The following is a 26,005-nucleotide window of genomic DNA, read 5'->3' as shown; positions in this document are numbered from 1 at the left end:
TAAAAACTTCCGGCAAAGATGCTTTAAAACGTCTCAGAACGTGACCGATTAAAAAAAATCGAACTCATTTTTTGAAAATAATTAGATTTTACAAAGCTTGTTTTCTGTAATCTGTTGGTGTTTTTCCTGTATATTTTTTGAAAGAAGTATTAAACGAAGATTTAGAATTAAAACCAACGTGGTACAAGATTTCCAAAACAGTCAGTTCTTTTTGAGAAGAATCTCTAAGGATTTGCATCGCTTTTTCAATTCTATATTCATTTACGAAATCGAAAAAATGTTTATCCATATACAAGTTGATCAAAGTAGATAAATCTTTAACGGGTATTTTTACTTGCTCAGATAAATCCTGAATAGTTAATGAAGAATCCAGATAAGGTTCTTTTTCAATCATAAACTCCTTTAAGAATTCTATTTGCTTATTTTTTTCGTCATTAATTATAGGAGAAGATTTTTGTTTTGGAACAGCTTCTGTAATAGGTTTCAGATGGGAATTTACTCCTCTGAAAAATTCTGGATTGTTTAATGCAATAAATAAATACCAACAAGTACAAACTAAAAACGTAAACCCATCAAGGGTTACAATCCATTGTCTTACCTCTCCCAAACCAATGGTGAAACTAACCAGCCATCGTAAAAGCACTAAAAAATGTAAGAGATAATATACAATTGTTATCTTATGCAGCGCATTAATTAGAGAAATATTCGGATTCGTATAATTCTCAAGATAAACAGTTTTAGACTTTCTAATAACCAGAAATGAAGCAATAAAATACACTTGAAACAGCAATTCGAAAAGAAGTTGAAAAAAATGGGTAATAGGCATTTGATTCATATTCTTTATAAAATCCAATTTCATATCGGGAGTCTCAAAATATACTCCCGAAATTAAATTCAAATTATAAGCAATAAACGGAATAGCGTGCAGTAAATGTTTCGGTTTTAATCGAAAATTAGAATAGCAAACCGACATTACATAGAGATAAAACGATGCGGGAACCAAATAGACAATACTCCAACGAAAAACCTCAAGGTTGATGAAATGGTCGGGAATATGATGAATTAAATATTTACAGGCATCTATGGCATTGGCAATCAGGAAAAATGCAAAAAGCTGATTTCCCAATTTGTGTTTGGTCTTTACAGTTAATAAAAATAACGCAAGAAATGACACTACAAAAATTCCGATTAAAGAGACTGAACCCAGAAAATTGTCTTTATCCATGTTTTTTAGCAAAACCAAATTTACTGTTTCTAAGACAAATTTATTCAAAAAAAACCTCGGAACGATTTCCGCTCCGAGGTTCTACAATATAAAATAGTTAATTTATTTCTCCAGGTGCTTGTAACTTCTCTGAATAAAATCAGTCAGATCTTTCCCTTTCAATAAATTCTGAGAAAGTTTAGCCAAGTCTAAAGCATGCTTAATTAAACCTTCTTTGCTTTCTGCATCTTCAGTTTTCAGAATCTGATTGGCAAATTCACTGTTAGAATTCACAACCAAATTGTACATTTCAGGGAAACCGCCCATTCCAAACATTCCGCCGCCGCCGGTTGCCTGCATATCTTTCATTCTTCTCATAAACTCAGGCTGGGTAATGGTAAACGGAGCATCCGTACTGTCTAAATCTTCAAGCTGAACGGTGAATTTTTTGTCATTAATGGTTTCCTCAACATTCTTTTTCAATGATTCTTTTTCAGTTTCATTTAATTTAGAAATAATGGGCTCATCTTTTTTAATCAGATTATTCACGTGATCTGCATCCACTCTTACAAAAGAAACGTTCTCTTTTGAAGACTCCAGTTTTTGGATAACGTGCGAAATTACAGGCGAATCCAACAAGATAACTTCATATCCTTTATCTTTTGCAGATTGAATATAACTGTGCTGTTCATCGGCATTTGAAGTATAAAGAACAACCAGATTACCGTCTTTATCGGTTTGATTTGGCTTAAGTTTTTCTTCTAATTCACTCCACAGGAAATATTTTCCATCAGTTGTAGGATATAGTGTGAATTTATCAGATTTTTCGGCAAATTTCTCTTCCGTTACAATTCCGTATTCGATCACCACTTTAATGTCGTTCCATTTTTGTTCGTAATCTTCACGGTTTTCGTTAATTAAAGAAGACATTTTGTCGGCAACTTTTTTCGTGATGTAAGAAGAAATTTTCTTTACCGCTCCATCCGCTTGCAAATACGAACGGGAAACATTCAACGGAATATCCGGAGAATCGATAACTCCACGAAGAAGCATTAAGAAATCCGGAACGATGCCTTTCACTTCATCTGTTACATAAACCTGATTTTGATATAATTGAATTTTATCTTTTTCAATATTTAAATTGTTGCTCAACTTCGGGAAAAATAAAACTCCCGTCAAGTTGAACGGATAATCAACATTCAAATGAATATTAAACAAAGGCTCCTCAAACTGCATCGGGTACAATTCGTGGTAGAATTTCATGTAATCTTCACTAGATAATTCACTCGGAGCGATCGTCCAAGCCGGAGTAGGGTTGTTGATGATATTATCAACTTCTTCCGTTTCTGCAACAGCATCTTCGGGAGCGTCTTCCGGTAAAGGTAACGTGTGCGTTTTTGTTCCAAATTTAATCGGAACAGGCATGAATTTATTATATTTCGACAACAATTCACGGATTTTTCCTTCTTCTAAAAACTCTGTAGAATCTTCTGCAATATGAAGAATAATTTCCGTTCCTCTGTCGGTTTTGTCAGTAGTTTCCTCTAATGTAAATTCTGGACTTCCGTCGCAGATCCAACGAACAGCTGGTTCGTCTTTATAAGATTTAGTGATGATTTCCACTTTCTCAGCAACCATAAATGCAGAATAAAATCCAAGTCCGAAATGACCGATAATCCCTGAATCTTTCGCCGAATCTTTATATTTTTCCAAGAACTCTTCAGCTCCGGAAAATGCCACCTGATTGATGTATTTTTCAACTTCTTCCGCAGTCATCCCGATTCCCTGATCGATGATACGAAGTGTTTTTTGTTCTTTGTCGATCTTCACTTCAAGTTGAGGATTCCCGTATTCCACTTTTGCTTCTCCGATGCTCGTTAAGTGCTTTAATTTTAAAGTGGCATCCGTTGCATTTGAGATTAATTCTCTTAAGAATATTTCGTGATCACTGTAAAGAAATTTTTTGATAAGCGGGAAAATATTTTCCACAGATACATTAATATTTCCTTTAGTCATAATAATTTAGTTTTGATTTGTTTTATACCTCGCAAAAAAAATACCACGCAACATAAAGTGACAGATTGGCATTTTTTGTAATTATGAATTATCGTATTGATAAGGCGCTCCAAAAAAAATCTCTTCTTTGGAAGGGTGGTTTAAAACAAATCAATTAAAAAAATGAAAACCTCTTTTAAACACAAATCCCCACAAATATTTTCCACAAATAAACACAATCATCTGCGTCATCAGCAAAATCAGCGAGAGATAAATTCGTCATTACATTCCTTGCAAAGACCACAAAAAAAGACAGCCTTTTCAGACTGCCTTCCAATATTTTAAAAATCAAAAAACTTATTTTACTCTATTTTTCAATTCTTCTTTGATCTTGTTTTCCAATTCTTCAGCAAGCTCAGGATTGTCTTTTAATAAATCTCTTACTGCATCACGACCTTGTCCCAGTTTAGTTTCACCGTAGCTGAACCAAGAAACCGCTTTTCTTCACAATTCCCATATCAACTGACGCATCAAGAATTTCTCCTGTTTTAGAAACACCTTCACCGTACATAATGTCGAATTCTGCCATTTTGAAAGGTGGAGCTACTTTGTTTTTCACAATTTTCACTTTTACACGGCTTCCAACTGCTTCATCACCATTTTTGATAGGTGCACTTGCTTTTCTGATGTCTACTCTTACGGAAGCATAGAATTTCAATGCGTTACCACCGGTAGTCGTTTCAGGATTTCCGAACATCACACCGATTTTTTCTCTCAACTGGTTAATGAAAATCACAGTACATTTTGTTCTTGAAATGGTAGCTGTCAATTTTCTCAAAGCCTGAGACATCAATCTTGCGTGAAGACCCATCTTAGAATCTCCCATTTCGCCTTCGATCTCCGCTTTTGGAGTCAATGCTGCTACAGAGTCGATTACCACGATGTCGATTGCTCCTGAACGGATTAGGTTATCGGCAATTTCCAATGCCTGTTCACCGTTGTCTGGTTGAGAAATAATCAGGTTTTCAAGATCGATTCCTAATTTTCCTGCATAGCCTCTGTCGAAAGCGTGTTCAGCGTCAATAAATGCTGCAATTCCGCCTGCTTTTTGAGCTTCTGCGATGGCGTGAAGAGTTAAAGTTGTTTTACCTGAAGATTCAGGTCCGTAGATTTCGATAATTCTTCCTCTAGGATATCCACCAACGCCTAAAGCGATGTCTAATCCTAAAGATCCGGAAGGGATAACTTCGATGGTTGTGTCTATTGCACTATCTCCCAACGTCATTACTGTTCCTTTTCCGTATGTTTTATCTAGCTTGTCAAGCACTAATGCCAATGCTTTTTTCTTATCTTCTATGTTGCTCATCTGTTGTTAAAATAATTTATCAAAAATACAGAAATTTACTTTCAAAAACTAATATTATTTATCCCCAAGAAGTGTTTTTATAGTTAAAAAAATATAAAATTTATGTATTCATCTCATTCAAAATGAAGTGAATGCAAACGAAAAATTTTCGTTTTTTTTACATAAATATTTTATTTTTTTAAGCTTGTGGAGAATGGTGGTTTTACTATTTATGACTGAAGTTTTAGCCCCGATAGGAACGGTTACCCCACAACTGGAAATAGGAAAGTTGTAGGGATTGGAGCAGGAAAGCGTTGGCGTGAGGAGTATGAGTGGATAGCGGGATTAAGCTCCTGAAAATGGGTAATGAGTAATGTATAATTGGTAATAAATTATAGAAAATTTTTAATGAAAATTTGAATTTTGGGTAATATTGTGATAGTCGTTCAATACTTTCATCTGGTCTTTATTTCCTTTGTTGATTCTGGTTTGTCGGCTCACTAAGGTGTCGTAGATTTTATTGATCATCCATTTGGTTCTCGGAAAAGCTTTTCTGTTGGCAACTTCCGGAATCTGCAGTCTTTGACAAACCTCATCATCAAGCAAAAACCATGTACAACAAATGTGAAGATAACGAAGGTTTTTTCTTTGAAAATTGTACTTTAAAATAGGGTTTTCCAGCGATTCATTCAATAAAGAATGGGCGAGAAGAACAGAATCTTTGTCGGCTGGAGGCTGAACGGAAGTCCATAAATAAAAATATTGCGTAGCTTGTTTTTTATCATTGGGAAGAAGGTTTTCGGGAATTCCCAAGAGATATCCTACATATTTCCAAAGGTGGAAAAGTCCTTTTTCTTCTTCAATCGAAAATGTATTTCCTAATTTGTGAAGACTGTGCATGAAAACAAGGCTGAAACCGATATAAGTCGCCATCATATCCCAGGAATTGATGGGTTCGCCCCAGTTTTCGGTGTCCCAGTCTTTATCATATTTTTTAATGGAAAGTCTTGCGTAAGAATGAATTAATCTCGTTTTGATGGCAAATTCGTAGCCTTTTTTATGGATTTCCAGAGCATCATATCTTGTTGCATTAACCCAAAAATCCAATGTTTCGGAAAGTCTTTTTACGGCTCCTTTTTTCAAAGCTTCTGTAGCAATCAGAGGTTTGTTGAGGTAAGCGTAATCGTAACCGCCGATTAAGCAATAGTCACGAAGCGAGATCAAAGAATCCAGATTGCTTCTCATGCAGAGTTTCTGCACCGCTTTTGATGAGGTCATAATCCAGCCACTCCGGAATTTTCTGAGTCTGGGAAAACAATTGTCGTACACTTTCAGGAACATCGTCGTTTTCAGAAACTCCGTTTCGGATGTATTGTTCGATTTCTCGGGAGGCTTCGTGAAATTTTTTGGTTAAATAAACATCTTTTACCACCTGATCGCCAATTTCATCAACATGATAAAAATAAGGAGAAAATTTTTCAAAGTCTTCGAAACTAACTTTTGCATCGGAGAATTCGAGAAGCTGCTTTCCGTTGCCTTTCGTCCAGAAGTCTTTAAAATGTGGTGAATCTTTGAAACGGGGTTGTAAAATTGCTTTTTCCATTAAGGATAAAAATACAAGTTTTACGCCGAAATACCGCAGTGAGATTTATCAGGAAACAGGAATAATGATTAAGGGTTAATGATGAATTCGTTTCGCTAATTAATTTTATTAACTAACAACTAACAACTAACAACTAACAATTAAATAAGTCCCCATTCAAATGCTTTTCTCAATAATTCTTTGCCGTTTCTGGAATTGGTTTTCGCTAAAATGTTTTTTCGGTGGCTACGAACGGTATGTTCTGACAAAATCAACATTTTTGAGATTTCTGATCCGGAATATCCTTTGGCAATAAGGGCTAAAATTTCAGTTTCGCGTTTGGTTAAATTAACTTGTGAAAAATTTTCAAATGCTGGCGGATTGTCAATTTTTATTTGATGAAAATCTTGTCTCAATCCGATCCCGGAAATCAAAACGGTATGCGGATTTTCTTTTGTAATGTGATTGATATTGGTATGAATATTAATAGATTGTATCAGATTTTGGTTTTCATCTTCCTGTGTGAGAATCGCCTGATGATGAAATAATTCATAATTTCCTGCAGCCGTTTTCATTCTAAAGCAGTAGCTGGCTTTTAAATAAAGCTGATGTTCGCGACCGATTTCCATCATTTTTTGAACAACTTTTTGTTCGGCTTTTATTATAAATTCGATGTCGTCGGGATGAGTAAGATCAATAATGTCTTTTAAATTTTCAGGATATTTTTTCAACCCGTGAAGTTTCAAAAGATTAGGATGATGGTTGGAAATCGTACTGTTGGTAAGGTTTAAGACGTAGTAATAAAATTCGCCAATCGCAAACATTTCCCCAAGAATCTGCTCAATGGGAGGAATATTTGAAATATTTTTATTCTCCTTTCTCAGTCCGGGATACGTATTCCAGACTGCAATTAAAGGATGTTTTTTTTCCGAATTATCCATATCTAACCTTAGTGATTAAAAATAGTTAAAGTTTTCTTAAAAATACCACAAAAGGGGGATTTTTTTGTATTGATTAAATTTTAAAATTTGCTCTAGCTAATAATCATGAAAACTCATTTCTAAAACTGCTCCGTTTACAATCATTTCTTTGTATTTTTGCATGAGGAAAATATCAATTACGTTACAATCGTTTACGAATATATCAAAAATAGTTTAGAATTTTCTGTTAGCTGTTTGAAAAGGATAAACTGGAATCCCCTGCAATTTTTGTAGGGGATTCGTTATTTTAATTAAAAAAATTCTTAAAATGGTACAAAAGGGTGATTTTTTTATATTGATTAATTTTCAATCTTTGTTTGAGACTAATTAATGTTTAACCCTATAAAACTATTATCATGAAAAAACTATCAATTGTTGTATTTTTTGCCTTATCGGCTACCTGTTTTGCCCAAGAAAGCAAGAAAGTTGAAAATTTGGTTATTGACGGAGCAAAGCTTCCTAAAGTCGAAAAATATAAAACATATCAGGTGAAAGATGTTGTTACTAATTTTGATGGCTCAGAGAGTGTTTGTAACTTTTTAAAAGTAGAAAAAAGTAATGGAAAAGTTACGGCTACACCAGAAAGTTTTGGATGCTTTACCTGGATTTTTACAAAAAAAGGAAAAGTAGTAGGTATTAAAGGAATTCAAGGAAAAGGTGGTACTTCATATCAAGCTTTTTCTTCTAATGATAAACTTGAAGTCGGAATTACATGCGACTGTTTTCTTTTTGACTAATAATAAAGCCTTCCCAATCGAAAGGTTTTTCTGTATACTCATAATCAATTTTTGTTAAAAATTTCGTAAATGCCATAAAACGGTGATTTTTTTCTATTGAAAATAACGAAATCTTTACCGAATGTAATTACCATGAACTTTAATTAAAAATAGACACATGAAAAAAATAATTTTATTAGTGATGTTAGTATTTTCACTCAATGCGTATTCTCAAAGTGAGATTAATTATGAATCTGCAAAATTATCCCTTTTTTCAGGCGATCTGCTTGATGGTGAACTGCGCAGTCAGTATGCAGATCTTTCTCAGCTGAAATATGTATACAACAGTAAAAATGAATTATACACTGCGGAAATAAAAATCAATATAGATAACGATATTGCTACATCCGATGCATTCTGGTTGATGCTAATCTTAAAAGAAAACACTGCGTTTTACTCGTGGTCAATTTTAAATGGGCAAGGAAAGGGAATCGTAAGATCCTTCGTTCATTCAACATCAAAAAATGGCGAAAGAACCTTTATACAAGGTCAGGATTGTCTTTCCGAAATGATTACAAAAGGAAAATATACTTTAACGATTAGTGTAAAAGAGATTCCGAAAACATCAGATTTTATGATTTTGAGAGCGGGTGTAAATTCGTACGAATATTATAACGGAATTAAGCATGCCGTTCAAATGCAGGGAAATATAACCAAAGTTTTCAATAAATTTTAATGAAAGAATAGTATTGCTTTTACAATCAATTCATCAATTACCGTATTTTTTAGTAAAACAAAAAACCTTCCCAATCGGGAAGGTTTTATATTTAAGCTAAACTTTTAATTAGTTAGACAAAGAAGCCGCATGAATCAACATATCAACTAACTTGTTCGAGTAACCCATTTCGTTGTCATACCAAGAAACAAGTTTCACGAAGTTAGGAGAAAGCATGATACCTGCATCTTTATCGAAGATTGAAGTTCTCTTGTCTCCGATGAAGTCTTGAGAAACTACAGCATCTTCAGTGTATCCAAGGATACCTTTCAATTCACCTTCAGAAGCAGCTTTGATTACTGAACAGATCTCTTCATAAGAAGCAGCCTTTTCAATTCTCACGGTTAAATCTACTACAGAAACGTCAACAGTTGGTACTCTGAAAGACATACCTGTTAATTTTCCGTTCAATGAAGGGATTACTTTTCCTACCGCTTTAGCAGCACCTGTAGAAGAAGGGATAATATTGTTTAGAGCAGCTCTACCACCTCTCCAGTCTTTCGCTGAAGGACCGTCAACTGTTTTCTGAGTTGCTGTTGTAGCATGTACCGTAGTCATCAAACCTTCTACGATTCCGAAGTTATCGTGAATTACTTTAGCCAAAGGAGCTAAACAGTTTGTTGTACAAGATGCGTTTGATAAGATTTTGATATCGTCAGTAAGTTCTTTGTGGTTTACACCCATTACAAACATTGGCGTATCGTCTTTAGAAGGAGCAGAAAGAATTACTTTCTTTGCACCAGCTGTAATATGTTTTGCAGCGCTTTCTTTATCTAAAAATAAACCGGTAGATTCTACTACGTAATCAGCTCCGATTTCGTTCCATTTTAGGTTGCTTGGATCTCTTTCAGCTGTTACTCTGATTCTTTTTCCGTTTACCACAAGATCGTTTCCTTCTACAGAAACCTCACCCGGGAAAATACCGTGTACAGAATCATATTTAAGCATATAAGCCATGTATGTAGCATCGATAAGGTCATTAATTCCTACTACTTCGATGTTGTCTCTTTCAGTCATTGCTCTGAAAACAAGACGTCCAATTCTACCAAACCCGTTGATACCTACTTTAATTGTTGACATAATAGTTTGTTTTAAATTATATTAAAATATTAGATTGCTAAAATTTCTGAAATCAGTAAAAGATCTTTATTGATTTCGTTATGTTTTTTAATGGCTTCCTCGATTTCTGTGTAAACAATATCGTTTGATCGCATTCCTGCCATTACATTAGTTTGTCCTTCCATAAGTCCTACCACAGCTCCGTAACCCAGTCTGCTTGCTAAAACTCTGTCGGCACAACTTGGTGATCCTCCTCTCTGAATATGTCCTAAAATAGCGACTCTGATGTCGTAATCCGGAAATTCTTTCTGTGTTTTCTCCGCCAATTCATAGATGTTGGCTAGTTTTTCACCTTCAGCCACTACAACGATGCTTGAAGCTTTTCCTGTTTTTTCGGCATTTCTGAAGTTCGCAAATAGCTCATCCAGACTGTCTCTTTTTTCAGGAATCAAAATATCCAAAGCACCGGTTGCCAAACCACTGTTTAACGCAATAAATCCTGCATCACGACCCATTACTTCCACAAAGAAAACCCTGTTGTGAGATGTCGCCGTATCACGAATTTTATCGATCGCATCCATGGCTGTGTTTAAAGCAGTATCGTATCCAATCGTATTATCGGTTCCGAAAATATCATTATCGATAGTTCCCGGCACACCAATTACTCGGATTCCGAATTCTTCATTAAAGATTTTTGCTCCCGTGAAAGTTCCGTCACCGCCGATACATACCAAAGCATCAATTCCGTATTTTACGCAATTGTCATAAGCTTGTTGGCGTCCCTTAAAGGTTCTGAATTCTTTGGAACGGGCAGATTTTAAGATCGTTCCACCCTGGTTGATTATATTTTTTACGGATCGAGGTCCCATTTTCAGGAAATCATCGTGGATTAAGCCATTATAGCCCTCTCTTACTCCGTAACATTCTATGTTATAATAATTTGCGGTTCTTACCACCGCTCTTAATGCTGCATTCATACCCGGAGAATCGCCTCCTGAAGTAAGAACTGCAATTTTTTTTACAGCACTCTCTTTCATCTAGTAAAAAATTTCGAACACAAATTTACAAAAACAAGTTCAGATAATGGCAGTAACTTGATAAGAGTTTTGAATATAAATTATTAAAACTGTCTAAAATTTGTTGGTTTAAAAATAGATCTCGTTTTTTAGGTTTCGGAAGCATTTATATCTAAGAAGAAATCTTTTCACTAAAAGGATTGAATATTAGGTGAATCGATTGAGCAATAGCTGAAATCAAGGTTGATTAAAATAATTTTTTCAAGCATCTGTATAAATTTGTGAAATCTGTGGGAGAAAAAATATACATTATCAGCGAAATAATCAATAAATAAAAAATCAATTCTTCTCCGTCAAATACTTCCAATATCTCCTCGGAACATGCTGAATATGTAATTTCAAATTCTTCCTTTCCACGATATTTGTTTTCGTAAAATATCGCTGCCAAAGCGTTTGATATTGCGTTTCTTCATCATGAAATTTCTGTTGATATTGATGCAGATCTAATTTTTCATCAGGATAGAAAAAATCACAGTTTTCCAGATCATAAAGAATCCCATAGTTTCTTTTTAAATCATAAATCATCCACTTCTGATCCTGATAACGATCTCTGAAGTGTTTTAAAATTAAAGGAAGTACATTAAAATCAGGATCGATTTTAGCAAAGAAAACATCATCTTTCATTTTTTCAAAACGTACGAAAGCCGTCATTCTATGCCTCTCTCTGTCGACAGATTTACAGGTTTTAGAAATTTTTAAAATGTCATTATCCGCATAATTTTGCAAAATATTTTCTGTCGGATTTTTGATAGATTGTCTTACTGCGGATAAAATAAGCTGTTCCAAATCCGGTTCTTCCGACAAATACACTTTTAATAATTGATGAATTCTTTGCTTGCCGATACTTTGTTCTAATTTGTTTAAAACCCTTTCTGCTTTATCATTTTGAGTAATCACCTCATGAATTTCGGCAAAAATATTTTTCTGATGAAACCTTTCTTTACTCACAATTTCCACATCTTGATAACGATACTCGAAAACTTCAAATATCGCTGTAAAAAGTCCGTCGAAACTTCCGTCGTAGAGTAGGGTGGTCATGTTGAGTTGGAGAGTTATAGGGTTTTGGAGTGAATTGATCTTGTATTTAAGTCTTAGAATTATTAGTGTTATTCGTGAAAAAATTAGTGCAATTTGTGTTTAAAGCAAATCAAAACAATGTCAACTGCTGCGAAAACTGATTATGAAACTTCGAAGAACTCCCGCCAATCAGTAGTTTTTTTAAATTCTGATCTGTTAAATATTTTAAAAAAGCATTTCCTGCATTAAAATCAATAAAATATTTCGCCCGATTCACTGCTGCTCCCAATTTTTTCAAATGATCCATATTCAACACCTGAAAACGTCTTGCGCTAACGATTTTCTGAGCTGTTTTCACGCCAATTCCGGGAATTCTTAAAATCATCTGATAATCTGCAGTCTGCAAATTAACAGGAAACTGATGCAAATGTCGCAGCGCCCAACTCAATTTCGGATCAACTTCCAAATCTAAAAACGGCATGTTTGGATCTAAAATTTCTTCTGCTTTAAAACCATAAAAACGCATCAGCCAATCCGATTGATACAAACGGTTTTCACGGAGCATCGGAACTGCCGTCGTTAAAGCAGGTAATCTTTTATCCTCCAAAACCGGAACATAACCTGAATAATACACTCTTTTCAGATTAAAATTTTTATAAAAATGATCGGCAACTTTTATAATTTGTAAATCGTTTTCATTCGTTGCGCCCACAATCATTTGCGTGGATTGTCCTGCAGGAGCAAACTTCGGAACTTTCCTGAAAATTTTCTTTTCATATTTATATTGCGCAATCCCGTTCTGAATATATTTCATCGGATTGAGCATATCTTGTCGGTTTTTTTCAGGAGCCAGTAATTTCAATCCACTTTCTGTCGGGATTTCAATATTAATAGATAATCTGTCGGCATACAAAGCCGCTTCCTGCATCAACTCATCACTCGCTCCGGGAATTGATTTTAAATGAATATATCCGTTAAAATTCTCTTCCAGACGCAATTTTTTCGCAACACGAACCAAACGTTCCATCGTCGTGTCTGCATTTTTGAAAATTCCTGAACTTAAAAACAAGCCTTCAATATAATTTCTGCGGTAAAAATTGATCGTTAAATCAACCACTTCATCAACTGTAAAAGCGGCTCTTTTAATATCATTCGAACTTCTGGAAACACAATACGCACAATCGTAAATACAATGATTGGTCAAAAGAATTTTGAGAAGCGAAACACATCGCCCGTCTTCCGTATAGGTATGACAAATCCCGCTTGCAGAACTGTCTCCCAAAGCGCCTTTCTTGTTTTTCCTCGAACCTCCGCTTGATGAACAGGAAACATCATATTTCGCTGCATCGGCAAGGATTTCGAGTTTTTCTTTGAGGCGGTCAAAATTCATATTTAACTTTTTTATTATTAACACATGAGTCACATTAGATTTAAATAAAATCTATTGAAAATATTGAGATCACATCAGAAGAAAATCAAATATTTTCAAGAACTAATGTGTTCTTATCTATAGTTTATTAATATCTCATGTGATTGATGTGTTAAAAATTTTTGTGACTTTAAATCTAATTTTCTATTCAAATGTAGTTCCAAAATTGATAAATGTCAACCTTTTTTGATGGAAGTTACTAACAATTGAAAGACACAAAATTAGTATATTTACGGTCATTAATTTATGCGTGAAGTCGCAAACTGGCGATTACATACTAAAAAATAAACCTATGAATCATAAACCGGTAGAAGGTTTTTCCAAATTAACGAAACAAGGGAAAATCGATTGGCTTGTCACAGAATATCTTGAAGGAAACGAAGAATATCAAAATATATTAAAACAATACTGGAACGAAAATGCTGATCTTCAGAAGCTTCACGAGGAGTTTTCTGAAAATACGATCTCCAATTTCTACATGCCTTACGGAATTGCCCCCAATTTCTTAATCGACGGAAAATTATTCGCTCTTCCGATGGCGGTTGAAGAAAGTTCAGTTGTTGCCGCTGCCTCAAAAGCTGCGAAGTTCTGGATCGATAAAGGTGGTTTTAAAACAACGATTATCAACAACGAAAAACTGGGTCACACACACTTTATATTTGACGTAGAGTCTCATAAACTACAGCATTTCTTTAATTTTAATTTAAAGAAAAAATTGCTGGAAGCTACGGAAGCAATCACGGCAAACATGAGAAATCGTGGCGGCGGAATTTTAGATATTAAATTGATTGATAAAACTTCGCAAATGCCGAATTATTACCAGCTTAAAGCAAGTTTTGATACGGTAGATTCAATGGGGGCGAATTTCATTAATTCTTGTCTGGAACAGTTCGGGAAAACGTTGAAGCAGGAAGTGGCAATCAGCGAAGATTTTACAGAAGAAGAAAGAAATTCTTTGCAGATTGTGATGAATATTCTTTCCAATTTTACACCTGATTGTATCGTAAGAGCCGAAGTTTCTTGTAAAATTGAAGATTTAAAAGACGACAGCGGAATTTCTAATGAAGAGTTTGCAAGAAAATTCAAACAGGCAGTTACGATTGCTGAAATTGAACCTTTCCGTGCGACAACTCACAATAAAGGTGTGATGAATGGAGTAGATGCAGTGGTGATCGCAACAGGAAACGACTTCAGAGCCACCGAAGCTTGCGCACACGCTTATGCAGCAAGAGACGGACAATACCGTTCGTTAACGCATTGTACAACCGATAACGGGATTTTCAGATTCTGGATCGATCTTCCGATTTCTGTGGGAGTTGTAGGAGGTTTGACGAATCTTCATCCGTTGGTAAAATTCTCTTTGGCATTGCTTGGAAAACCTTCTGCTCAGGAATTGATGAGTATTTTGGCGGTTTCAGGATTGGCTCAGAATTTTGGAGCGTTACGTTCTTTGGTAACGACGGGAATTCAAAAAGGTCACATGAAAATGCACTTGCTGAATATTTTAAACCAAATGGGTGCAACGGAAGAAGAAAAGCAACATTTTGTTACTTATTTTAAAGATAAAACGGTGACGCATCATGAGGTTATCAATGAATTTAACCGTTTGAGAGCTCAATAATGTTTGGAATATTTGTATCTGCTGTAATGTTGGCTTTCGGGATTTTTCTGAGAGTGACTAAAAATCCGGGTTTTGCTCGGAATAAAAAAATGGCTTGGGTTTTTATCGCACTTGGAGCCTTCTCATTAGTATTTAAGATTATAAACTATAAATAAAAACAGGTTTGTTTAAAAATCTGTTGGAATAAATCAAGAAAATGAAAACAATAACGTTAGTTTTTGGTGCCGTTTATGGAATGTTATCCGTAATCTTGGGTGCATTCGGCGCGCACGCTTTAAAGAAAATTTTATCTGTGGAAAGGCTGGAAAGTTTCGAAACAGGAGTAAAATATCAAATGTATGCTGCATTCTTTTTGTTGATTATCGGCTACATTTTAAAATTCGACACATCATCACAAAAATGGACTTCAATTTTAATGATCGTAGGAACTTTTATGTTTTCTGTGAGTATTTATTTCTTAAGTCTTCAGGATTATTTAGGAGCAAACTTGAAATTTCTGGGGCCAATCACTCCGCTTGGAGGTTTGTTTATGATTCTAAGCTGGTTGATGTTGATTTTTTATTTTGCTAAAGCAAAACTACAATAGTTTGCATATTAATAGTAAAAAAATAAATCGTCGATTTGCCTTGTTTTTCTCTACACTGATTATTTCTTTTCTAAGTGTTCAAAAAATCAATGCGCAGGAGAAGAAGAAATTTCTGAATAGAAATATTTTAACAGAAGTAAGAAATATACAAAAGCGTTTTTCGGATAGTATTGGTCAATATGATTACAAAAAAGATTCTGCTTTATATCGTCAAAAGTACAGAGCTTTTTATGGTGAAAAGATAAAGAACCTGGAAAATCTGTACCAAAACATCTATGACAAAGAGGTGATGATTGGAAAAATGGAAACGACAAAAGAAATTTCCTCTCCCAGTCAACTTGAAAACAGTCAACAACTTCAGGATTTGCAAAAACGCTTAACAGCAGATTTTCCTGTTTATTTAATAGAAGATTATGAGGGAGGAATCTATCGTTGTAATTTGAATTTTATGATTGATATCGATGGGAAATTCAAAAACGTAAAATATAAAGGAGCCTCCGATACAGAATTCGGTATCATCAGTGCATTGTTCCTTTATGCAATTGGAGGCTTGGAAAAACCTTTGATTTATAACAAAAAACCGATTGTACAAAACTTTGCACAGCCAATTGTGTTAAGATTTGAATAAAATATATATTGTAAAAGCTGTAATAATCAGCAAAGACAAATGATGAGATTCTTTTAGAGCCTGTTTAAATTTTATTAAGTAATAATTTTATAGCGGATAATTTGACCATATTTTCGGAAGTTTCCATTAGGAGTTCATAATTTCTGCATAGCCTTCTATCATTATCAAACCATGAAAAAGTACGTTCAACAATCCATCTTTTATGGAGTGGCTCAAATCCTTTTTCTTTTTTGTCACTCCGCATAACGATTTGAATGATATAGCCTAATTTAGTTTTTATTTCCTCAATAATACCCCCTCTGTAACCTCCGTCCGCTAAGATTACCTGAAGCGGAATTAGTAAATATCGCAATGTTTTCATCAGCAATAATGCCGCTTTACTGTCATGAATATTGGCTACACTTACCATTACGGCTAACAAAAACCCGTTTTTATCTACCACGACGTGTCTTTTGATTCCTTTTACTTTTTTGGCTCCGTCAAAGCCATTGAGTGAACGGTTATTTCCCCAACGAACACTCTGGCTGTCCATAATTCCTAAACTTGCCTGCGATTTCTGGCCTCTATCCCGACGTACTTTCTCTCTTAATTTTGATAATAATAAATCGAAAATCTCCAGATTTGACCATTTTGAATAATAGTAATAAACCAATTGCCATTTTGGAAAATCATGAGGCAAAAGTCTCCATTGGCAGCCTGTTTTTACCAAATAATTAATAGCATTCCAAATGATAATCAAATCATATTTTCGTTTTCTGTCATCAAAATCTAATGCTTTTTTTATAAATTGCCACTGAGTTTGGGTTAAGTCTGTTGGATACATTGAAGTTTTTTGTTTTGCAACTCTAAAATGACAATTTTTATTCAACTTCTTACCCTTACTCTTTTTTTTTATTAATTTTTTAAACAGGCTCTTAATATTTAAAATAAATTAAAATGAAAATCAATAGAAGAAGACGCTTAATTAAAACATTTGATCTTTTGGATCAACCGATAAGATTCAATCCGTTTGTGTTTAGCCGTACTTTTTTCATGTGGGCTTTAACAGGCTTGGTTGGCGGAATTATTGCCGGTCTTTATTGGATCGTTCTTGAACATTTTACTGAGTTTTTGGCTCAGTTTCAAGGTTGGATGGTGATTCCGACGATGGCAATTTGTGGTTTGTTGGCGGGTTTGGTGATTCATTTGATTGGTGATCCTGGAGAAATTCATTTAATTGTTAATAACATCCGATTTAATAAAGGAAAATTAGAACCGAAAAATAATCCTTCCATGATTTTGTCATCGCTTTTTTGTGTGGCATCGGGTGGAAGTTTAGGTCCTGAAGCACCGTTGGTTCAGGTGACGGGTTTCTACAGGAACTTATCTGGGAAAAATTTTCAGATTGAAAGGTGAAGAATTACGTTCTTTAAGTATCGCAGGAATGGCATCCGGTTTTACGGCGCTTTTCGGCGCTCCGCTTGGAGGAAGTCTTTTTTCATTAGAGATTTTGCATCACAAACATGCGGTTGAATATTACAAAGCGATTATTCCGGCGTTGGTGGCGAGTTGTTTCAGTTATCTGATGTTTGCGTTGATTATCCATTTGGGAATCGGTGCTGCGTGGGATTTGAAGGCGTATCATTACACCGGAGTTTACGATTTTGCCTATGCAACAGCTTTCGGAATTATAGGAACTTTATTCGGCTGGATTTTTATTTTTGTCGTAAAATTTTTCAAGAAAGTTTTTGAATACAGAAACTTTCCAATTTATATTAAAACATTAGTTGGTGGAATTATTTTAGGAATTATCGCTTTTTATTTTCCACTAACAAGATATTTCGGGCACAATGAAATCAACCAGTTAATCAATGGAGATTTTGCCTTAAACTTTTTAATTTTAATCTTAATTTTTAAAATATTAGCGATTGCCATCACCGTAACTTCAGGTTGGAGAGGCGGTTTTATCATTCCGCTGTTCTTTGTGGGAACGACGTTGGGATTAATTATTCATCATGTATTTCCAAGTGTTGATACAACGTTGGCAATTGTAAGTTGTATGGCGGCAATTAATGCATGTGTAACGAGAACTCCGATGAGTACGACGATTATTTTGGGAACTTTAACGGGTTTCACTTATTTCGTTCCGATACTTTTTGCGAGTTTAACGGGATATTTTCTGGCTCCGAAAATTCCTTTTATCGGTTCGCAGTCTGAAAAATTATCCGAAGAATAAGGCAGATTTGGAAGATATGTTAAAAATCAAGTTCTTTCAACTTTAATTTTTAAGTCAATAAACTTGAACTTCCGTGTCTTTTTAGTAAATTTGTCAACCTTTAAATTTTAAAATAAAATAATAAAAATAATATGAATCTTCACGAGTATCAATCAAAAGAGATTTTATCAAAGTACGGAGTAGCAATACAACGTGGTTACGTTGCAAACAATGTAGACGAAGCTGTAGCTGCTGCAGAAAAATTGACTGCTGAAACTGGGGCGAAAGCTTGGGTTGTAAAAGCACAAATTCACGCAGGTGGTCGTGGTAAAGGTGGTGGTGTAAAGTTCTCTCCAAACATGGATAAACTTAAAGAAAACGCTCAAAACATCATCGGAATGCAGTTGGTAACTCCACAAACTTCTGCTGAAGGTAAAAAAGTACACTCTGTTTTGGTTGCAGAAGATGTTTATTATCCTGGAGAAACTGAAACTAAAGAATTTTATGTTTCTATTCTTTTAGACAGAGCTGAAGGTAAAAATACAATCGTATATTCTACTGAAGGTGGTATGGATATTGAGCACGTTGCTGAGGTAACTCCTCATTTGATCCACAATGAATTAATTGATCCTGCTTTGGGTCTTCAAGGTTTCCAGGCTAGAAAAATTGCTTTCAACTTAGGTCTTGAAGGAAATGCTTTCAAAGAATTCACAAAATTCATCACTTCTTTATATAACGCTTATACAGGAATTGATGCTGCTCTTTTTGAAATCAACCCTGTATTAAAGACTTCTGATAACAAAATTATCGCTGTAGATGCTAAAGTAACTTTGGATGGTAACTCATTGTTCCGTCACAAAGATCTTGAAGCATTAAGAGATACGAGAGAAGAAGATCCTATCGATGTTGAAGCTGGTGAAGCTGGTCTTAACTTCGTAAAACTAGACGGTAACGTTGCTTGTATGGTAAACGGAGCTGGTCTTGCAATGGCAACGATGGATATCATTAAATTATCTGGAGGTAGCCCTGCAAACTTCTTAGACGTTGGTGGAACTGCTGATGCTCAGAGAGTACAGACTGCTTTCGGAATCATCTTGAGAGATCCAAACGTAAAAGCTATTTTGATTAACATTTTCGGAGGTATCGTAAGATGTGACAGAGTTGCACAAGGCGTTGTAGATGCTTACAAAGCGATGGGAAGCCTTCCTGTTCCATTGATCGTAAGATTACAAGGAACTAACGCTGTTGAAGCTAAAAAATTAATTGACGAGTCTGGTCTTCCGGTTCACTCTGCAATTACTTTGGAAGAAGCTGCAAACAAAGTAAAAGAAGTTTTAGCTTAGTCTAAAATTTTTATATAAAATTAAAACCGTTTCATTTTTGGAACGGTTTTTTCATTTTTAAATCAAATACTATTTGATGAAAAATGTATATATTCCGAATCCGTGTTCAGAAAACTGGGAATTGATGTCTTCTCAGGAAAAAGGGAGATTTTGTTCTGTCTGCAGTAAATGTGTGATTGATTTTACGGAAAAACAGCCGGAAGAAATTCAGCAGATTTTGTCGAAAGAAAAAATGAAAGCATTTGCGGAAGATTTTACAGTCATCAATTAATCAATAATGAACAAGATAAATCTGAGAAAATAAAAACTCAGTTCTTTAAATACATTCCTTCTTATTTTCAAAATAATAAAATAGCGTTGACTCTTTTTTCTTTGATTTTATTTTTGACGGGTTGTTCAAAAGAGAAAGAATATTGTAAAATGACTACCGATGTCGCAGTTGCAGATACAGAAATAGATACCGTAAAGAATAAAGATTTTGTAATAGGTGAAACATTAGTTCCTGATGATAAAGAAGTGGCAAGAATTCTTAAAAATGACAGTATTTCAAAAAAGAAATCTTCAAAATAAAGTATTTCAACTTCGAAAGGTTTTTTGTTAAAATGTAACATTTTCATTTTAAAATTATTATTTTTACAATAATTAAGTGTTAAAATGAAAATTTATCTCTACTTTTTTCTCTTTTTATTTCTTAATTGTCAATCTCAAATTGCCAGCAGTAAAGCGGTGTCTCAAGGAAAAGAAATCTCTTTTGAGGATAAATATCATTATCCTTTTTCCTTAACTCATAAAGATTTTCTTATTATCGATTCTCAAGATAAAATGGATGAGGTTTTTGCGCTTATTCATAAAAGAAATGAAGGAAACAGATTTTCTCCAATTCCTGCAATTGTAGAAAATGAAACATATATCATTGTAAAATCTCGTTTAAAAAATTCTAATGACGTTTCAATTGACGCCATCCGTCTGATTAAAAATACACTTTATATAAAAGTAACGGAATTTGATAACCCTGATTTCAATACAACGAGTCGAACCTCCCCAAATATTCTTCTCAAATTATCGGGAAACATAACTTTCAAAAAAATCATCACTACATACTAATAATTAAAAATAACTCTCATGAAAACTAAAACATTTATCTTCTCGTGTCTGTTGATTGCAGCACAGAGTTTTGGTCAGCAGAATTACTGGTCGAAACTTAAAGATACAAAAGTAGACAGGGAAAATCTTCAGCCAAGATGGACGACTCCAAATACTTTTTCTTTGTATCAATTGGATCTTGAAAAAATTAAGGCTGATCTTAAAAATGCTCCACAAAGATTTTCTAAAGACGAAAGTTTAATCATTAAATTTCCTGATTCAGACGGAAAAATAAGAGATTATATCGTTCAGGAAGCCTCTGTAATGGAACCTGAATTACAGGCAAAATTCCCTGAAATTCGTTCTTACACTGGCTGGCAAAAAAATCATCCTGAAAATACAATCCGTTTCAGCGTAACTCCCAAAACTGGAATCAGTGTGATGTATTTTGATAATTGGGATATCAGTTATCTGGACAGTTATGCAAAAGATAATTCGTCATTTATTGTATACAAAAGAAAAGATCTTCCGAAAAATGACAGACTTTTTGAGTGTCATATTGAAAATGATTTGGATAATTTAAAAAATAACGGCTCTACAAATAAGGCACCTTTGGTTTCAGATGGTCAGTTCAGAAGTTATCGATTGGCTTTGTCCGCAACAGGAGAATATACAGCTTTTCAGGGAGGAACTGTGGCTTTAGCGATGGCCGCAATGGCAACGACAATGACGAGAGTAAATGGTGTGTATGAAAAAACAATTTCCACAACGATGGTAATGGTTGCCAATAATAACCTTCTGGTATATACAAATTCTTCTACAGATCCTTATACAAACGGAAATCCGAGCTCAATGATTACCGAAAATCAAACCAATACAACTTCTGTAATTGGTACTTTAAACTACGATATCGGTCATGTTTTCGGTACAAACAGTGGTGGGTTGGCTGGTTTAGGTGTTGTGTGTGTGTCCGGAAATAAAGCGAGAGGTGTTACAGGTTCCGGTGCGCCGGTTGGAGATCCTTTTGATATTGATTATGTGGCTCACGAAATGGGACATCAGTTTGGTGCAAATCATACTTTCAGAGCAGCAACATCATCTTGTAGCGGGAATTTCAATAATTCTACGGCTTACGAACCGGGAAGCGGAACAACCATTATGGCGTATGCAGGAATTTGTGGTGCGGCAAATAATGTTCAGAGTAATAGTGATGCGTATTTCCATGCGGCAAGTGTTTTGGAAATGTATGCGGTTTTACAGAGAGGAACAGATTGCGCATTAAAAAGTTCTAATAATAATGGCGTTCCGACAGCAGATGCAGGAGTAGATTATACAATTCCAAAAAGCACGGCTTTCGTTCTGACGGGAACAGGAACAGATCCCAACGGAGATGCTTTGACTTATTTGTGGGAACAATATGATAATACAAATAATACGCAACCTCCTGTTTCTACAGCAACAGCGGGTCCTGTTTATCGTTCTTTGACTCCGGTAAGTTCGCCTTCAAGGTATTTTCCGGTGTTGAGTTCTGTTGTTGCTAATAATTTGGTTCCTAAATGGGAAGTTACTCCAAGTGTAGCCAGAACCCTGAATTTTTCTCTTGTTGTGAATGATAATAGAGCAACCGGAAATCAGGCTGCGAGAGATGCGATGATTGTAACAGTGACCAATGACGGACCGTTTGCCGTTACCTCACAAACGACAAATACTGCTATGAACGGAGGTTCTGCAATACCTGTCACCTGGAATGTTGCAGGAACAAATACAGGAACAATCAATACCCAAAACGTAACGATCTTGCTGTCTAAAGACGGCGGACTTACGTTCCCGACGGTTTTGGCGGCAAGTGTTCCTAACAATGGATCTGCTAATGTGACGCTTCCGAATGAAAACGTTGCATCGGCAAGAATTATGGTGAAAGCGGTAGGTAATATTTATTATGCGCTTAATTCATCAAGTTTCTCCATTGCACAAATTGTTTTGGCAACGGCTGAAACGGATGTGAAGAGCTTCTCTATTTATCCTAATCCTTCTCATGATGTGGTTAATATTTTGCTTAAAAATTCATCACAAAAAGCAGATTATAAATTATTTGATGCTTCAGGAAGATTAATAAAAGATGGAAGTTTCAAAGGGGAAACGAAGATCAGAGTGAATGATTTAATTAATGGAAATTATATAATCTCTATTGTTTTGGAAAACGGAGAAAAAGTAAGCGAAAAATTAATTATTAAAAAGTAATTTAAAATGGCTTAAAATAAAAAAAAGCAGTCAATAAATGGCTGCTTTTATATTTTATCAGAGGTTTCTAATAAACCATTTTCGCTTGCAATACTGATGCTTGTTGGTGTTACTAATTGAATTTTATCTGCGTCGAGACGTTGCTTAATTTTTAAATACGCTTCACTTTTTAACTGAACCATATTGGCACCAACTTTCATCCAGAATTTTGCCTGAAGGTTGAAGACACCCTGCTTCAGATCTGTAAAAATAACTTCGGCGGTATCTAATCTGTCGACGTTTTCTAAGCTTTTTATAACTTCTAAAATTCCTTTTTGAGCTTTATTCATATCTTCATCCGCAGGAATTTCAAAGTTTAAAATAATTCTTCGCTGAGGTGAAGCGGTAATATTGTAAAACGGAGCATTAAAAATAACCTGATTGGGAATATATGCCTTTTTCCCGTCGTCGGTAATGATTTTTGTGGTTAAAAATCCAATTTCCATTACGGTTCCGGAATAGTTTCCAATGGTTATATAATCTCCTATTTTAAAGGCTTTGTCAATCCCGATCAACATTCCTGAAAATATACTTGAAACCAGATCTTTCAAAGCAACTCCGGCAATTACCCCTGCAACTCCCAGACTTCCGATAAACTTCCATAGAAAACCACTGAATCCCATAATTTCCAGTGCAATGAAAGTTCCCATAATCATAATTAAAAATCTGAAAATACTGATTAAAGTTACCAACGAACTTTCTTTTTTGCTTTTAGGAAATAGTTTGTGGAAGAGTTTTACAGCAATTTGGCTTAAATATTTACTGGTAATCAGGAAAAAGGAGAAGACAAGTATCCCGATAATTAGTTTTGGAGTGAGTTCTGCAAATCTTAAGTACCAGTTTTCCAGTACTCTATAGATGACATCAATATAGTTTAAACCATTTTTCTGCATGGATTTAGTTTTTTTTAGTTAAAGTTATAATTTCTAAACAAAAATTTTGCCAGTTTCAAAAAGTCTATTAAATTTGTAGACTAATAAGAACAAAATATTATGTCAATTAAACTAGGAGATACAGCACCAAACTTTCAGGCAGAAACTTCTGCGGGAGACATTGATTTTTATGAATACTTAGGAGATTCATGGGGGATTTTATTTTCTCATCCTGCAGATTATACACCGGTTTGTACGACAGAACTGGGCTATACTTCAAAACTAAAATCGGAGTTTGATAAGAGAGGAACCAAAGTAATTGCTTTGAGTGTGGATGGAGTAGAAGATCATCAAAACTGGATAAAAGATATTAATGAAACACAAAATACAGAGGTGCAGTTTCCTATCATTGCAGATAAAGAAAGGAAAATTTCTGAACTGTATGATTTTATTCATCCGAATGCTTCTTTGACGGCGACAGTTCGTTCTTTATTAATTATTGATCCTAATAAAAAAGTAAGATTAATTATCACTTATCCTGCTTCAACAGGGAGAAACTTTAATGAAATTTTGAGAGTGCTGGATTCTTTACAACTGGTAGATTCTCACAAAATAGCAACTCCTGTAAATTGGGAAAATGGAGAAGATGTCATCGTACCTCCTACAATTTCTACGGAAGATGCAAGAAAAATATTTCCGAAAGGAGTGACAGAAATAAAGCCGTATCTGAGATATACGCCTCAACCTAATACATGATTTATTTGATTTTTTATAGTTTAGTTTTAATTTGTACGAAAATCGCCGCTGAAAATTTTCAGCGGCGATTTCATTTGTAAGTGTATATGAATGTGTGAAGTGATTCTTATTTCATGTCGTTTGCGACCTGCTTAGCTTTCGAAGTCGGAAGGTAAATACTAAATCCAACATTAAAAGTAATATTTGAAGTTAGTCCTTCATTACCAAATCCTGTTACTCCGGCATATTTTACTAAGCCTTCAAGCCCGATATTAGGCGTGATAAAGTAAGAATATCCAGGTCCTACTCCAAAATCCAATCCGGTTGTAGAAGTTCCTCCTTTTGTAGATTGCCCTCCTATACCTACATTTCCTTCCAGAAACCATCTTCCGTGGTTCAATAAATTGTCAACCCCTTTTTCTCCAGGAGAAAGGTAATAACGACCTAAACCTCCTACGGCATATGTGAATTTTGTTCCAGAATCTTTAGTTACTTTTTCGGTTCCCAGTGTTACATATCCTCCTACTGCAACATTATCTTTAATAAAATAAGCTCCTTTAGGCTGTAACGCGATACTGTAACCTGCGTCTGTGTTTAAGCCAAATTTACTAGATAAAAGACTACTACCAACCATCCAGTTTCCTTGTTGTATCTGAGCGTTCATCGTTGTAGCTAAACCTGCTGCTGTTAATATTCCTGTCAAAATTAGTTTTTTCATAATTTATACTTTTAATATTAATGTTTACTATTTGTGAATTCAGAAAAAACAATAAATGTGCCATACTACTCAATGTTTAGTGAATTTTGTCTAAGTCTTGTTTGTTCAGAGATATAAATATTAACTAATTTTAATATTAAAGTTAAAAGTATGATAGCAATTAGATCACTAACAAAATAATAGCAACAATAAGCCCTACAATAGTGGAAATCATTCCGCGTTTGAAAACTTTTGTTTTAGGATTGAACATCCAGAAACTCGAGATCACAAAGAAAAATAATGAGATACCAAAGAAAGTGTTTAAAGGGGAAAGTGTATCTTTCGATTGTGCTTTGTGAAGTTTTACCATTTTATCTAGAACAAAAGGCAGTTCTTTTTTAGAATATTTTGCCTGTCCCGTCGCCGAATCATAAGTTCCCTGCTTGAATTTCAAAACCGTTCCTTCTGTTTTTTCTACCTCAAGGTTTTTCATTTTTAATTCCTTTCCTAGCTCTTTTTCAGAAAGATTTTTCGCAATTACTTTGTCGATTTTTTTCTCGTTTTTCAGCAAGTCGGTATCTCTGTAAACCAATAAAACACCGCTTACTGCATAAACAGCCATAATTCCTGCAAGGAAATATCCCAGATAACGGTGCGTGATTCTCATGAAACTTCTCGTGTCCTTGATCTTATCCATATCTTATCGTTTTTGTTTTTAAAGTTCAAAAGTGGAAACTGCGCAATCGCAATTCCCACTTTATTTAAATGAAGAAATTATTAATACCTAT

General features: G+C 34.8%; 24 protein-coding genes and 2 pseudogenes. 12 read left to right on the top strand and 14 right to left on the bottom strand.

Annotation, left to right across the window (positions count from 1 at the left end):
* Positions 1 to 88: 88 nt before the first annotated feature.
* The 6 genes and pseudogenes from J3D55_RS20460 to J3D55_RS20435 form a co-directional block, all read right to left on the bottom strand.
* Positions 89 to 1,225 carry a helix-turn-helix domain-containing protein gene (locus J3D55_RS20460; RefSeq protein ID WP_259134061.1) on the bottom strand — a complete coding sequence of 379 codons (1,137 nt, stop codon included), beginning with the start codon at positions 1,223 to 1,225 and terminating at the stop codon, positions 89 to 91.
* Between the two features lie 102 nt (positions 1,226 to 1,327).
* On the bottom strand, positions 1,328 to 3,220 hold the full coding sequence (gene htpG / locus J3D55_RS20455; RefSeq protein ID WP_259134059.1) for a molecular chaperone HtpG: 1,893 nt from the start codon (positions 3,218 to 3,220) through the stop codon (positions 1,328 to 1,330).
* Between the two features lie 336 nt (positions 3,221 to 3,556).
* Positions 3,557 to 4,565: pseudogene (recA, locus tag J3D55_RS20450) on the bottom strand (recombinase RecA).
* A gap of 384 nt (positions 4,566 to 4,949) precedes the next feature.
* The gene (locus J3D55_RS20445) at positions 4,950 to 5,804 is read right to left on the bottom strand and encodes an oxygenase MpaB family protein (RefSeq protein WP_259134056.1); all 855 of its coding nucleotides are present in this window, start codon (positions 5,802 to 5,804) and stop codon (positions 4,950 to 4,952) included.
* Complete coding sequence (locus J3D55_RS20440; RefSeq protein WP_259134053.1) at positions 5,752 to 6,147, bottom strand: hypothetical protein; 396 nt, start codon at positions 6,145 to 6,147, stop codon at positions 5,752 to 5,754. Before J3D55_RS20440 ends, J3D55_RS20445 begins: the two co-directional genes overlap by 53 nt.
* A 140-nt stretch (positions 6,148 to 6,287) precedes the next feature.
* Complete coding sequence (locus J3D55_RS20435) at positions 6,288 to 7,067, bottom strand: response regulator transcription factor (RefSeq protein ID WP_259134051.1); 780 nt, start codon at positions 7,065 to 7,067, stop codon at positions 6,288 to 6,290.
* Between the two features lie 395 nt (positions 7,068 to 7,462).
* On the opposite strand from J3D55_RS20435, the gene J3D55_RS20430 reads away from it, so the two are divergent.
* Positions 7,463 to 7,843 (top strand): hypothetical protein, encoded by a 381-nt coding sequence (locus J3D55_RS20430; RefSeq protein WP_259134048.1) that lies wholly within the window; start codon positions 7,463 to 7,465, stop codon positions 7,841 to 7,843.
* Between the two features lie 157 nt (positions 7,844 to 8,000).
* Positions 8,001 to 8,558 (top strand): hypothetical protein, encoded by a 558-nt coding sequence (locus tag J3D55_RS20425; protein WP_259134046.1) that lies wholly within the window; start codon positions 8,001 to 8,003, stop codon positions 8,556 to 8,558.
* Positions 8,559 to 8,666: 108 nt separating this feature from the next.
* Here J3D55_RS20425 and gap read toward each other — a convergent pair whose 3' ends face one another.
* The 4 genes from gap to J3D55_RS20405 form a co-directional block, all read right to left on the bottom strand.
* On the bottom strand, positions 8,667 to 9,677 hold the full coding sequence (gap, locus tag J3D55_RS20420; protein ID WP_259134044.1) for a type I glyceraldehyde-3-phosphate dehydrogenase: 1,011 nt from the start codon (positions 9,675 to 9,677) through the stop codon (positions 8,667 to 8,669).
* Between the two features lie 29 nt (positions 9,678 to 9,706).
* On the bottom strand, positions 9,707 to 10,693 hold the full coding sequence (gene pfkA, locus J3D55_RS20415) for a 6-phosphofructokinase (protein ID WP_259134034.1): 987 nt from the start codon (positions 10,691 to 10,693) through the stop codon (positions 9,707 to 9,709).
* A gap of 318 nt (positions 10,694 to 11,011) precedes the next feature.
* Positions 11,012 to 11,770, bottom strand: a complete 759-nt coding sequence (locus J3D55_RS20410) for a TIGR03915 family putative DNA repair protein (protein ID WP_259134031.1) — start codon at positions 11,768 to 11,770, stop codon at positions 11,012 to 11,014.
* Between the two features lie 109 nt (positions 11,771 to 11,879).
* Complete coding sequence (locus J3D55_RS20405; protein WP_259134028.1) at positions 11,880 to 13,139, bottom strand: putative DNA modification/repair radical SAM protein; 1,260 nt, start codon at positions 13,137 to 13,139, stop codon at positions 11,880 to 11,882.
* A gap of 331 nt (positions 13,140 to 13,470) precedes the next feature.
* On the opposite strand from J3D55_RS20405, the gene J3D55_RS20400 reads away from it, so the two are divergent.
* The 3 genes from J3D55_RS20400 to J3D55_RS20390 all read left to right on the top strand — a co-directional run bounded on the left by J3D55_RS20400 (position 13,471) and on the right by J3D55_RS20390 (position 16,013).
* Complete coding sequence (locus tag J3D55_RS20400) at positions 13,471 to 14,799, top strand: hydroxymethylglutaryl-CoA reductase, degradative (RefSeq protein ID WP_259134026.1); 1,329 nt, start codon at positions 13,471 to 13,473, stop codon at positions 14,797 to 14,799.
* Between the two features lie 196 nt (positions 14,800 to 14,995).
* Positions 14,996 to 15,385 carry a DUF423 domain-containing protein gene (locus J3D55_RS20395; protein ID WP_259134024.1) on the top strand — a complete coding sequence of 130 codons (390 nt, stop codon included), beginning with the start codon at positions 14,996 to 14,998 and terminating at the stop codon, positions 15,383 to 15,385.
* A gap of 40 nt (positions 15,386 to 15,425) precedes the next feature.
* Positions 15,426 to 16,013, top strand: coding sequence for a hypothetical protein (locus J3D55_RS20390; RefSeq protein WP_259134022.1), 588 nt, complete (start codon positions 15,426 to 15,428; stop codon positions 16,011 to 16,013).
* Positions 16,014 to 16,077: 64 nt separating this feature from the next.
* Here J3D55_RS20390 and J3D55_RS20385 read toward each other — a convergent pair whose 3' ends face one another.
* Entirely contained in the window at positions 16,078 to 16,836 is a 759-nt protein-coding gene (locus J3D55_RS20385) for an IS5 family transposase (protein WP_259127825.1), read from the bottom strand.
* A 113-nt stretch (positions 16,837 to 16,949) separates the two neighbouring features.
* Between J3D55_RS20385 and J3D55_RS20380 the strand changes: the two are divergent.
* From J3D55_RS20380 to J3D55_RS20355, 6 genes and pseudogenes are all read left to right on the top strand, one after another.
* A pseudogene (locus tag J3D55_RS20380) lies at positions 16,950 to 18,228 on the top strand (chloride channel protein).
* 131 nt (positions 18,229 to 18,359) lie between these two features.
* A complete protein-coding gene (sucC, locus tag J3D55_RS20375) occupies positions 18,360 to 19,550 on the top strand; it encodes an ADP-forming succinate--CoA ligase subunit beta (RefSeq protein WP_259134020.1) in 1,191 nt (396 codons plus the stop codon).
* 76 nt (positions 19,551 to 19,626) lie between these two features.
* Complete coding sequence (locus tag J3D55_RS20370) at positions 19,627 to 19,821, top strand: hypothetical protein (protein WP_259134019.1); 195 nt, start codon at positions 19,627 to 19,629, stop codon at positions 19,819 to 19,821.
* Between the two features lie 149 nt (positions 19,822 to 19,970).
* Positions 19,971 to 20,120, top strand: a complete 150-nt coding sequence (locus J3D55_RS20365) for a hypothetical protein (RefSeq protein WP_259134017.1) — start codon at positions 19,971 to 19,973, stop codon at positions 20,118 to 20,120.
* A gap of 156 nt (positions 20,121 to 20,276) precedes the next feature.
* Entirely contained in the window at positions 20,277 to 20,654 is a 378-nt protein-coding gene (locus J3D55_RS20360) for a hypothetical protein (RefSeq protein ID WP_259134014.1), read from the top strand.
* Positions 20,655 to 20,672: 18 nt separating this feature from the next.
* Positions 20,673 to 22,874 carry a reprolysin-like metallopeptidase gene (locus tag J3D55_RS20355; protein ID WP_259134012.1) on the top strand — a complete coding sequence of 734 codons (2,202 nt, stop codon included), beginning with the start codon at positions 20,673 to 20,675 and terminating at the stop codon, positions 22,872 to 22,874.
* Positions 22,875 to 22,921: 47 nt separating this feature from the next.
* Here J3D55_RS20355 and J3D55_RS20350 read toward each other — a convergent pair whose 3' ends face one another.
* The gene (locus J3D55_RS20350; protein WP_259134009.1) at positions 22,922 to 23,806 is read right to left on the bottom strand and encodes a mechanosensitive ion channel family protein; all 885 of its coding nucleotides are present in this window, start codon (positions 23,804 to 23,806) and stop codon (positions 22,922 to 22,924) included.
* Positions 23,807 to 23,905: 99 nt separating this feature from the next.
* Here J3D55_RS20350 and J3D55_RS20345 point away from each other — a divergent pair, with 99 nt between their 5' ends.
* Positions 23,906 to 24,541, top strand: coding sequence for a peroxiredoxin (locus J3D55_RS20345; protein ID WP_259134007.1), 636 nt, complete (start codon positions 23,906 to 23,908; stop codon positions 24,539 to 24,541).
* A 106-nt stretch (positions 24,542 to 24,647) separates the two neighbouring features.
* Here J3D55_RS20345 and J3D55_RS20340 read toward each other — a convergent pair whose 3' ends face one another.
* Positions 24,648 to 25,238 carry a hypothetical protein gene (locus tag J3D55_RS20340; RefSeq protein WP_259134005.1) on the bottom strand — a complete coding sequence of 197 codons (591 nt, stop codon included), beginning with the start codon at positions 25,236 to 25,238 and terminating at the stop codon, positions 24,648 to 24,650.
* Positions 25,239 to 25,398: 160 nt separating this feature from the next.
* Positions 25,399 to 25,914: a hypothetical protein gene (locus J3D55_RS20335; RefSeq protein WP_259134003.1), complete on the bottom strand. Its 516-nt coding sequence runs from the start codon at positions 25,912 to 25,914 to the stop codon at positions 25,399 to 25,401.
* Positions 25,915 to 26,005 lie beyond the last annotated feature (91 nt).

Source organism: Chryseobacterium ginsenosidimutans (assembly GCF_024807225.1).
GTDB classification, from domain to species: Bacteria; Bacteroidota; Bacteroidia; order Flavobacteriales; family Weeksellaceae; genus Chryseobacterium; species Chryseobacterium ginsenosidimutans.
The sequence above is the reverse complement of the archived record's forward strand: the minus strand, read 5'-3'. Positions and strand labels throughout refer to the sequence as shown.

What these genes read in the sequence shown, in the direction of transcription:
- J3D55_RS20460 (WP_259134061.1), bottom strand. Translation starts at nt 1,225, where the DNA reads ATGGATAAAGACAATTTTCTGGGTTCAGTCTCTTTAATCGGAATTTTT.
- htpG (WP_259134059.1), bottom strand. Translation starts at nt 3,220, where the DNA reads ATGACTAAAGGAAATATTAATGTATCTGTGGAAAATATTTTCCCGCTT.
- J3D55_RS20440 (WP_259134053.1), bottom strand. Translation starts at nt 6,147, where the DNA reads ATGGAAAAAGCAATTTTACAACCCCGTTTCAAAGATTCACCACATTTT.
- J3D55_RS20435 (WP_259134051.1), bottom strand. Translation starts at nt 7,067, where the DNA reads ATGGATAATTCGGAAAAAAAACATCCTTTAATTGCAGTCTGGAATACG.
- J3D55_RS20430 (WP_259134048.1), top strand. Translation starts at nt 7,463, where the DNA reads ATGAAAAAACTATCAATTGTTGTATTTTTTGCCTTATCGGCTACCTGT.
- J3D55_RS20425 (WP_259134046.1), top strand. Translation starts at nt 8,001, where the DNA reads ATGAAAAAAATAATTTTATTAGTGATGTTAGTATTTTCACTCAATGCG.
- gap (WP_259134044.1), bottom strand. Translation starts at nt 9,677, where the DNA reads ATGTCAACAATTAAAGTAGGTATCAACGGGTTTGGTAGAATTGGACGT.
- pfkA (WP_259134034.1), bottom strand. Translation starts at nt 10,693, where the DNA reads ATGAAAGAGAGTGCTGTAAAAAAAATTGCAGTTCTTACTTCAGGAGGC.
- J3D55_RS20410 (WP_259134031.1), bottom strand. Translation starts at nt 11,770, where the DNA reads ATGACCACCCTACTCTACGACGGAAGTTTCGACGGACTTTTTACAGCG.
- J3D55_RS20405 (WP_259134028.1), bottom strand. Translation starts at nt 13,139, where the DNA reads ATGAATTTTGACCGCCTCAAAGAAAAACTCGAAATCCTTGCCGATGCA.
- J3D55_RS20400 (WP_259134026.1), top strand. Translation starts at nt 13,471, where the DNA reads ATGAATCATAAACCGGTAGAAGGTTTTTCCAAATTAACGAAACAAGGG.
- J3D55_RS20395 (WP_259134024.1), top strand. Translation starts at nt 14,996, where the DNA reads ATGAAAACAATAACGTTAGTTTTTGGTGCCGTTTATGGAATGTTATCC.
- J3D55_RS20385 (WP_259127825.1), bottom strand. Translation starts at nt 16,836, where the DNA reads ATGTATCCAACAGACTTAACCCAAACTCAGTGGCAATTTATAAAAAAA.
- sucC (WP_259134020.1), top strand. Translation starts at nt 18,360, where the DNA reads ATGAATCTTCACGAGTATCAATCAAAAGAGATTTTATCAAAGTACGGA.
- J3D55_RS20370 (WP_259134019.1), top strand. Translation starts at nt 19,627, where the DNA reads ATGAAAAATGTATATATTCCGAATCCGTGTTCAGAAAACTGGGAATTG.
- J3D55_RS20365 (WP_259134017.1), top strand. Translation starts at nt 19,971, where the DNA reads ATGACTACCGATGTCGCAGTTGCAGATACAGAAATAGATACCGTAAAG.
- J3D55_RS20355 (WP_259134012.1), top strand. Translation starts at nt 20,673, where the DNA reads ATGAAAACTAAAACATTTATCTTCTCGTGTCTGTTGATTGCAGCACAG.
- J3D55_RS20350 (WP_259134009.1), bottom strand. Translation starts at nt 23,806, where the DNA reads ATGCAGAAAAATGGTTTAAACTATATTGATGTCATCTATAGAGTACTG.
- J3D55_RS20345 (WP_259134007.1), top strand. Translation starts at nt 23,906, where the DNA reads ATGTCAATTAAACTAGGAGATACAGCACCAAACTTTCAGGCAGAAACT.
- J3D55_RS20340 (WP_259134005.1), bottom strand. Translation starts at nt 25,238, where the DNA reads ATGAAAAAACTAATTTTGACAGGAATATTAACAGCAGCAGGTTTAGCT.
- J3D55_RS20335 (WP_259134003.1), bottom strand. Translation starts at nt 25,914, where the DNA reads ATGGATAAGATCAAGGACACGAGAAGTTTCATGAGAATCACGCACCGT.